The 8,871-nt window shown below is 50.7% G+C and carries 8 protein-coding genes; 3 read left to right on the top strand and 5 right to left on the bottom strand.

What is annotated here, in order from left to right:
• Positions 1–128 precede the first annotated feature (128 nt).
• Positions 129–1,562, bottom strand: a complete 1,434-nt coding sequence (gene pds, locus H6F86_RS17270) for a 15-cis-phytoene desaturase (protein WP_190449972.1) — start codon at positions 1,560–1,562, stop codon at positions 129–131.
• A 566-nt stretch (positions 1,563–2,128) separates the two neighbouring features.
• On the opposite strand from pds, the gene H6F86_RS17275 reads away from it, so the two are divergent.
• Both H6F86_RS17275 and H6F86_RS17280 read left to right on the top strand, forming a co-directional pair.
• On the top strand, positions 2,129–5,380 hold the full coding sequence (locus tag H6F86_RS17275) for a glycoside hydrolase family 15 protein (protein ID WP_199305343.1): 3,252 nt from the start codon (positions 2,129–2,131) through the stop codon (positions 5,378–5,380).
• A gap of 160 nt (positions 5,381–5,540) precedes the next feature.
• On the top strand, positions 5,541–5,897 hold the full coding sequence (locus H6F86_RS17280; protein WP_190449974.1) for a Spx/MgsR family RNA polymerase-binding regulatory protein: 357 nt from the start codon (positions 5,541–5,543) through the stop codon (positions 5,895–5,897).
• Positions 5,898–5,986: 89 nt separating this feature from the next.
• On the opposite strand, the gene H6F86_RS17285 is transcribed toward H6F86_RS17280, so the two are convergent.
• The 4 genes from H6F86_RS17285 to H6F86_RS17300 form a co-directional block, all read right to left on the bottom strand.
• Positions 5,987–6,250 (bottom strand): Txe/YoeB family addiction module toxin, encoded by a 264-nt coding sequence (locus H6F86_RS17285; RefSeq protein WP_190449975.1) that lies wholly within the window; start codon positions 6,248–6,250, stop codon positions 5,987–5,989.
• The gene (locus H6F86_RS17290; protein ID WP_190449976.1) at positions 6,247–6,483 is read right to left on the bottom strand and encodes a type II toxin-antitoxin system Phd/YefM family antitoxin; all 237 of its coding nucleotides are present in this window, start codon (positions 6,481–6,483) and stop codon (positions 6,247–6,249) included. Before H6F86_RS17290 ends, H6F86_RS17285 begins: the two co-directional genes overlap by 4 nt.
• Before the next feature lie 187 nt (positions 6,484–6,670).
• Complete coding sequence (locus tag H6F86_RS17295; RefSeq protein ID WP_190449977.1) at positions 6,671–7,579, bottom strand: pentapeptide repeat-containing protein; 909 nt, start codon at positions 7,577–7,579, stop codon at positions 6,671–6,673.
• 55 nt (positions 7,580–7,634) lie between these two features.
• Positions 7,635–8,276 (bottom strand): hypothetical protein, encoded by a 642-nt coding sequence (locus H6F86_RS17300; protein WP_190449978.1) that lies wholly within the window; start codon positions 8,274–8,276, stop codon positions 7,635–7,637.
• A 173-nt stretch (positions 8,277–8,449) separates the two neighbouring features.
• Between H6F86_RS17300 and H6F86_RS17305 the strand changes: the two genes are divergently transcribed.
• Positions 8,450–8,650: a hypothetical protein gene (locus tag H6F86_RS17305; protein ID WP_190449979.1), complete on the top strand. Its 201-nt coding sequence runs from the start codon at positions 8,450–8,452 to the stop codon at positions 8,648–8,650.
• The last annotated feature ends 221 nt before the right edge of the window (positions 8,651–8,871 follow it).

Here is an 8,871-nt window from a genome sequence, read left to right on the forward strand (position 1 = left end):
TTTAGATTGCTCTAAAAGACGCAGCCATTGCCCTAAGCCCCAAGCAGACAGTTTAATGAACCATCAAGCTGTCTGCTTAGTGGAGAAACCAGCTTTAACGAAACGTGTGAGCATTAAACAGCGAATGTTCACACGTTTGCAACTGGTTGGGGCTGATTATTTTTGCTGGCTATGGAATCACCAGTCAACGATTGGCTGTTCACAAGTGCCTGCGCTGTCAGCTTACCAGAAAGTACGGCACCCTCCATACTGCCAAGATAGCGTTGCATTGTGTAACTGCCTGAAAGAAAGAAATTTGCGATAGGTGTTACCTGATCAGGACGGTATGCTTGCCTTCCTGGTGTTGCCGTGTAGACCGATCGCGGTGTCTTGACTACTTTGAATTTTCGTAGTTTGGCAGGGTTCTCCGTCCCAAAATGCTGCGGAAAGAGCCGCTCTAGATCCGTCATGGTTGCGGCAATAATTTCATCATCTGATTTGTCGATCCAATCTTTAGCAGGTGCCAGCACTAGCTCTAGCATGGAGCGATCGGGGTCAGCATACTCTTTGCAGGTGACGCTCATATCGGCATAAACGCTCAACAAGTCCGATCGCGAGAAGAGAAGCTGGTCCACATCGGTCAGCTTGCGATCGAACCAGAGGTGCAGGTTAATCACGGGTACACCTTCTAAGCCCTCCAGCTTTTGGAAAAATGCCATCGACTTCCAGGGCGCAGGGGTAAGTACCTTCATTACATCTACAGACATCGCCGAGACGTAAGCATCGGCCGTGATCACTGTATCGGGCGCACCATTCAAGCCACGGATCAGAAACCCACGCACCGTACCATCATCATGAAGCTGAATTTCCTTTAACGGCTTTTGCAGATGTACTTCACCACCACCAGCAGTAATGTAATCGACGATCGGCTGACACAGGCGCTCGGTCGGTGAACCATCCAAAAAGGCAATCTTAGAGCCGTAGCGTTCTTGCAGAAAGCGATTCAGCGCCGTAAGCAAAATAGTGGATGAAACGTCGTCGGGGTTAATAAACGTGAGCGCCTTGCATGCCGCAATAAAAACATCGCTACTCACCTTTTCGCCAATGCCTTGCCGTTGCAGCCACTCCGAAAAGCTGTACTGATCCATGTCTTCGACATACTTTTGACCGCGCACGATCGCAGGAGTCAGCCCAATAGCGAACCGGATCTTCTGCTCCCACGTCAGCATGTCGTTGTTGCGAAGGATCGAAACAATGACGTTAAAGGGGGCAGGAATATCAGGCACATCAAAACGAGACAGCACTCCAGGCTTGTCTGGTTGATTAAAGAGGAGCGCGTGCTGCTTCCATTGGAGCCGGTCTTCAATGCCCAGTTCTGCCATTAGTTGCAGCATGTTGGGGTATGCCCCAAAAAAGGCGTGGAGCCCTGTTTCGTACCAGTCGCCGTCTTCGTCTTTCCAGGCAGCTACTAGCCCACCCAAAACATCTCGACTCTCCAAAACAATGGGGGTATGTCCCGCATCGATCAGGTATTTGGCACAGGAAAGACCTGCCAGACCTGCTCCAGCGATCGCAACTCGCATGTGGCTTCTTTAAACTTCTTCAAGGTTGATTGCTCTCATTATACGTTGCAATCTGTTACATCTCGCTCACACGCACGATTCTTCCATAGAGCAACGTGCGATTCGCGGCTCCAAAGAAAAAGCCCCGACTACAAGAGCCAGGGGCTATTATCAGGGTGCATCTACCACTCTATTGTTCCTAAACGGTGGAGCAGTATCCGGAAAGAAGAGAGCCACGTTTGGTTTTTGGGCAGCAAGATGAAGTGGGCATAGCCTTCAGCCATAAGGACGCAAACTCTGCCAAAGACAGCTTCTTCTGCTGGATCTTAGCCAGTGCTTCTAACGCGGAAAGCGCGATTACAGTCTTCTTTTGCATGTGCTGTCAGTAACGCGTGGTTTCGGCAGCCTCTCCGTGTAAATGGCAACTATAGTGTCCTAGAAAAAGACGATAATAGGAACACTAAAAATAACGAATTGCTACCCAACGCTTAGGGCGGTTTCTGCTTTATATCTTTTGTTCTTTTGTGTGTGCTGTCTTTAACAAGCTCTGTTTGCGTCCCTAGAATCTCAATCAGTTAGAACAGAGTATGTCGATGCGAACTGCAACGCTGCAAGAACGGCTAGACACGTACTACGAGCAAATTCGGACAATCATTTTGATTCGTCAGAACCCCATTACGGGTCTGCTGCCTGCTAGTACGGCTGTCAATGCCCACGGTGACTACACTGATGCCTGGGTGCGTGATAACGTGTACAGCATCCTGGCAGTGTGGGGGCTGGGGTTAGCGTATCGACGGCTAGATGACGATCGTGGGCGCACCTTTGAGCTAGAACATAGCGTTGTCAAGCTCATGCGCGGGCTGTTATTTGCCATGATGCGGCAAGTACAGAAGGTTGAGCAGTTCAAAGTTACCCAATCACCACTGGATGCACTGCATGCGAAGTATGACACCCAGACAGGTGCCACCGTTGTGGGTGATGACCAATGGGGACACTTGCAGCTTGATGCGACTTCAATTTATTTGCTGGTGCTGGCGCAGATGACGGCTTCGGGGCTGCATATTGTGTTCACCACGGATGAGGTCAATTTCGTCCAAAATCTGGTTTATTACATTGGACGCGCCTACCGCACTCCGGATTTTGGCATCTGGGAGCGAGGTAACAAAATTAACCATGGCAACCCAGAACTGAATGCCAGTTCCGTTGGTATGGCAAAAGCGGCGCTAGAGGCAATGAGTGGGCTGAACCTCTTTGGGGTGCATGGCAATCAAAACTCTGTGATTCATGTGCTGCCAGACGAAATTGCCCGATCGCGCATTACGCTCGAATCAATGCTACCCAGAGAATCCAGTTCTAAAGAAGTGGATGCGGCATTGTTAAGTGTGATTGGCTTTCCGGCGTTTGCGGTGGATGATGGGGCACTGCGCGATCGCACCCGCAATGACATTATCCAGAAACTTCAGGGTAAGTACGGCTGCAAGCGCTTTTTGCGCGATGGGCATCAGACGGTGCTAGAAGATACTAGCCGCCTGCACTACGAGCCGTGGGAGCTAAAGCAATTTGAACATATCGAATGCGAATGGCCCCTCTTCTTTACCTACCTGCTGCTGGATGCAGTGTTTCGGGGCGATCGTGACCAAATTCAGGACTATCAGGCGCGGCTGCAAGCTGTTTTGGTGGAGCGCGATGGGTTACACCTGCTGCCAGAGCTTTATTACGTTCCTGCGAATTGTGTGGAAGCAGAACAAGCCGCACCGCAAAGCCAAAAGCGCCTGCCCAATGAAAACGTTCCCCTTGTTTGGGCGCAAAGCCTGTACTTGTTGGGGCAGCTACTCAGCGAAAATCTCCTGGCTGTTGGCGATATCGATCCACTCGGTCGCCATTTGCACATTCGACAGCAGCGCAAGCCTCAGGTGCAGGTCGCTCTGTTAGCAGAAGATGAAGCCCTTCAATCAACGCTGGCAGCGTATGGCATTGCGACCCAAACACCAACCCAGGCAGAAGTATTTCAGGTGCGAGAAGCGCAGGAGTTGGCAGCCGTTTATACCCAAATTGGACGCAACGATAAACTTAACCTGAGTGGTCGCCCGGCGCGGCGGTTGCGAAGTTTAACTACCTCACGCATTTTTCAGATTCGGGGCGATCGCATTGTCTTTTTGCCTTCCTTGCTGGATAAACAGCAGTTTTATCTGACCCTTGATCCACATTTTCTAGCCACGCAGATTCGCACCGAGTTGGCACATGTTCAGCGCCACTGGAGCCAGCTTGGACGACCTACCATGACCTTACTGCTGGATCAGGAAATGCTCGAGGCGGACGACCCCGAAGCCAGCGATACCATGCCTCTGCTCACGCTGCTGCAAGAACTTAATAGCGGCAACTGCAACGGTGTGCAAGTCAAGTTGGGGCAACTCAACCAACTGATGCTTACTGCCGCCATCGAGCGCATTGACTTTCTGCATGATTTTGATTTCACCCAGTCGCCGGTTCAGGATGCACTACCCGAAACCCAATACCTCAACTTTCAGCCCCAGAAGCTGGTGCCACTCAGCATCACGCAAGAGTTCAGGCTGGAATGCGAGACTAACATCACGCTGTTGCTCTCTAGCCTGAAGGAGTCTGCCAACCTTTACGAGCAAATCGAGCTGCTTAGTACGCTGCTGCGGCTGAAGGGGTTTGCGTTTGATACCGGGTTTGGGCAGCCTACCGAAACGGTCACAGTCGGCAACTTGTTGGATGAAGTTTATGTCAAAGCGGGCAGGCTCAAACAGTGGGCAATCGTACGACGGGCTGCCGGACTCTGCAATAAGGTTGACATTAGCCTTGCCGATGCCGTTATCGACATTTTGGTACGCCAGAAGCAAATTGCGGTGGGTCGTGCTTACAGTGAAGCATCGTTGATTACGCGCCCAGCTTCACCGATCGAAGTGATGGAAAAAATCACCGAGTTTTGTCGGGAAGACATTCGCGATCGGATGCTTACTCAAGAAATTCTGGTCTACCTCAGCCTACTGATTAAAGCGCGACCGCCTCTCTTCAACGGGCTGCTGACCCTCAGAGTCGGCTATCTCATTCTGCTGATCACTAGCGAACTGGCATGGGAACTTAGCATTCCTCAGGATGAAGCCTATGAACGCATGATGCAGCTTAGTCCTTACGAAATTCAAACGCGTCTCCAGCATGTGCTAGAAGGCTATCAAAGCTTGGACAAAGCCCTGTTCCGCCAGGAGTCGCTGCCTGTCAACCAACGACAGATGAATATTGAATGGGTAGTGCGATCGGATCAGCAAGAAGAAGATGAGACACAGCCTGCTGTCGAAAACTGGTGGCGCAAACGCCAACTCGATGGGTCTCTCAACCGCGTGCCCAAAAACTTCTACCCAAACGTGTGGAACGTGCTGAAACACTGCAAAGGTTTGGTGATTGGCGACAAGCTCGAACGCCGCAATCGGTTGGATAGCGATGTGCTGCTGTCCGAAACAACGCCAGGCGAGAAAAACTTTGCCCTGCAAGTGGAACATCTGCTCAACAAAATACAGGCTCCTGAATACCGTCAGGTCAATATCGAAGCGCTGATGGAACTGAGCACGATCGCGGAGGGCAACCCCAACCTACTGATCGAAGACTACATTGTTCTGGATGTCTTAGTGGGTCACGCTGTTCGGTTAGCTTGGCTAGAGGAGCATCCCGACCAACACGATCGCTACGACGAACACAAGGCTGAGGCATGGCGATCGTTCTACGCTAGTTCGCCGTACGATTGCGCGAGCTATGTGGCAAAGGCGCTCCGGTTCTTAACGGAGCTGGCTACAACGGCTGAGGCAGGCAGTCGGCAGTAGGAAGCAGGGGCACAACTGTTAGCGATCGCTGTTAGACTTCATGCCCAACGTTCCTTGGTGCTTCTCTTGGACAGTGATTAAGCTTGTGATCGCACTACCTTGAACCATGAACCAGCAGCCAGCAGCCTAAACTAGGAAAAGCTGTCTCGCCTTTTTTCCCATGTCTCTCCAAGTTTACGGTATCCCCAATTGCGGCACCTGTAAGAAAGCCTTTACCTGGCTAGATAGTAACGGTGTTGCCTACGAGTTCGTTGACACCAAAGAGACGCCACCTTCGCGATCGCTCATTCAAAGCTGGGTCGAAGCGCTCGGCTCTAAACCCATGAAAAATACTTCTGGGCAATCCTACCGCGCCCTAGGCACCACCAAAGATGACTGGACGGATGAGCAATGGGTGGAAGCGTTTGCCAATGATGCCATGCTGCTGAAGCGCCCACTCTTTGTTAAAGATGGCGCTGCTGTACTGGTCGGCTTTAGAGACAAGCCCGAAGTCATTCGTGAAAAGCTTGGAGTGTAGAGCGATCGCTGCAACAGTACAAGTCACAACGGTTGAAAAAGAAGGTCATGTTAGTCTTCATGTCAACCAAGCTACAAGAGTAGCGATCGTTACTCATAATGCGTCCACATTCGCAAAATTTTCACAGTTTGCTTGGACTCACTGACCTCGTACACAAGACGGTGTTGAATGTTAATGCGCCGAGAATATGCCCCTTCCAAATCTCCCACTAATTTTTCATAAGGCGGTGGGTTCTGAAACGGATTGATTTGAATGATGTCGAGTAACGCTTGCGCCTTATCTCGTAAATTACTAGAAGTTAACCTTTTAGCATCTTTCTGAGCTTGCTTAGTGTAGACCAAAACCCAACTCACCACTCCAACTCTTGATCGCAAGCCTCGATCGGTGTTGCTAATCCTTCCCGAATTGATTCCCGCATTCCTGGAACCGAGAGGAGATAGAGCGTTTCCTGCACTGATGCCCAATCAGCTTCAGATAACAACACAGCGTTACTACTCTGTCCTGCAATCACAATTGGTTGATGTGACTGACTCACCGAATCGATCAATTTCTGCAACTGCTGTTGAGCTTCATTGACTGGAATCATAGCTCTCTACTCGCTTGAGTATGCGTTTCTAAGGAATGCTCACTCGCTGTCATACGCCTCTATTGCACGTAATCTAGCTTTGATTGTTTTGCTCATCCTAGCAGGAAGCTCTTAATTATCACCCCTATCGATCGCCTTAACATGGTTAGAGACAGCCTGAAAGTTGCGGTTATCTGTTTTCTCGCTATTAGCGGTGTCGGTTACTGTCAGGCTTAGTTGTGTCGAACTGAGTACGATCGCACTTTACATCACTCAAATCAGCGCCAACTAAGACTGCATCTGTAAGCATTGCCGCGCTAAGATTAGCTCCCCGTAAATTTGCTTCTATGAGATTGGTAGCGCTTAAATCAGCATGGCGCAGGTCAGCACCGCGTAGGTTAGCTCTGCAACCGTTGGCGTGAGCCAAATTGACTCGGCTGAGCTTTGACCAGGAAAAATCGGCTCCTGACAGGTTGGCATGGCTCAAGTCGGCTCCTGACAGAAACGCCCCAACGCAATGTGCGTCGATTAAACTCGCAGCATGCAGGTTGGTGCGGTAGAGGGTTGCTTGCCCCATTTCGGCACGATCGAGGTTCGCACGAGTCAGGTTTGCCATGCTGAGGTTAGCGGCAATCAGCATTGCGGTACTTAAATTAGCGCGGCTGAGGTTCGCCTCATCTAGATCCGCCGATCGTAAATCTGCCCCATAGAGTTCCGTCGCGCTTAAATCAGCATGGCTCAAATCCGCATCACGCAGCAATGCCACCTTTAGATCGGCACCGATGAGGACAGCATAAGAAAGATTAGCACCGTTGAGATTAGCAACACTAAGGGTTGCATTAACGAGTTCAGCCTGCTTCAAGGTTGCTTTTTCCAAGCTGGCTCGCATGAGATTGGCGTTGTTGAATGTGGCTTTCGTGCAATTAGCGCCGTTCAAATTAGTGTTGCAAAGGAGCGCTCCATTCAGGTTGGCGCAGTACAGGTCAATGCCTGCAAGCTGTTTGCCGCTCAATTTAGCGTCGCTGAGATCGGGTAGTGTGTGGGGCGATCGCACTCGCCATTCATTCCACTGGGCGACACCGTGGTCTAGCAGTGCAAGATGCTCTGGGTTTGCCATACTTGCGTCCTTTGCGAGCGAATTCAGGGCGTTAACGAATCAAAGCTAATTAAAGCTACTCTGCACGGCGATCGTCAGGATGGCTCCGTCCAGAAACATTTTCCATTGCCTCCACGACGGCTCCGGCGGCGGCAATGATGTCACGCTCTTCGCCACCCAGATAGAGTCGCCCAAAGCTACCGACTGCCGAAATTTGGAGGATGTTGATCATCGCTGCTTTTTCTGCTTCGTTGGCGGCAAGCGCGGCATAGGCAGCAGGCTCGACCTCCATCACGTACAGCGTTTGCCCTGCCATAATCATCTGTCCGCGTCGATTGCGGTTAATAAGCTGCGTATGATGCGGGTCAATGTTACGAATAATTTGGCTGGAGAGAACGCGAGGCTTGAGGCAGTCTTGCCTCCGCACACCCAACGCATCCAAAATGGCTCTGCCTGCTGCCTGAATTTCACCCTGGTTGCTGGAATGCACTTCTAGCAAACCATATAGTCGTTCAACGACTAGGACACCCGGACGAACGACTGCCGACTTCAGCGCAACATCAGTAATCCGATTTATCTCAATACCAGGAGAGATTTCGATCCAGAGAGAGGCATCGCCTGGGAGTGGGAGAAACCCAATGGAAACGGTTCCCATGTAAGCCGCGTGTTGGGCTTGCAAGCGATCGATGTACACGTAGCTGCGGAGGTCTATACCCAAGGTTTTGAGGAAGGCTGAGGGGCTAAGTTGATGTCAACTGGTCACGCTCAAAAGCAACGTAACGTTGGGTATCCGTCTGCTATTATTTCACCTTCTGGCTACTTTCTGGCTGCTAGCTTGCTGACTTGATGGTGAATTGGTCGGCGGATAAGACATCTCTCACTGGTGCCCCATTGTCAACGCAACTCGCCCAATCGGTTCAGCGATCGTCGTTTGATGGTGATGCCCTGATGCTTGACAGTACCAATGAGCGTAGCACTGCTGTTTGGCTGGATCACATACAAAGCATTGGCTTGATTCGTCTGCTGTTGTTGCAAGCGGCTATTTCGTCCTACTTTTACAAGCATATGAAATGGGGCATTGCCCACCCTTGACTTTTGTCAAGGCATAGAAAAATCAGGGCATGCTAAGGAGACATTTCGTTCAAGCCTGATGGCAGAGGTTTCCTATGAGTGCAGCCCAACCAATTCCCTTAGAAAGTGTTTGTAAATGCTGGTTAAGCAGGTTTCAAGTTCCTCGTTCGTCGGTTGTTTGTTAACCGCCTCAGCATCAACCGAATCATGACCACATAAACCATGCCTTCATGATTTTCAGG

The organism is Phormidium sp. FACHB-592 (genome assembly GCF_014695795.1).
GTDB lineage: Bacteria > Cyanobacteriota > Cyanobacteriia > Leptolyngbyales > Leptolyngbyaceae > Stenomitos.

What these genes read in the sequence shown, in the direction of transcription:
- pds (WP_190449972.1), bottom strand. Translation starts at nt 1,562, where the DNA reads ATGCGAGTTGCGATCGCTGGAGCAGGTCTGGCAGGTCTTTCCTGTGCC.
- H6F86_RS17275 (WP_199305343.1), top strand. Translation starts at nt 2,129, where the DNA reads ATGTCGATGCGAACTGCAACGCTGCAAGAACGGCTAGACACGTACTAC.
- H6F86_RS17280 (WP_190449974.1), top strand. Translation starts at nt 5,541, where the DNA reads ATGTCTCTCCAAGTTTACGGTATCCCCAATTGCGGCACCTGTAAGAAA.
- H6F86_RS17290 (WP_190449976.1), bottom strand. Translation starts at nt 6,483, where the DNA reads ATGATTCCAGTCAATGAAGCTCAACAGCAGTTGCAGAAATTGATCGAT.
- H6F86_RS17295 (WP_190449977.1), bottom strand. Translation starts at nt 7,579, where the DNA reads ATGGCAAACCCAGAGCATCTTGCACTGCTAGACCACGGTGTCGCCCAG.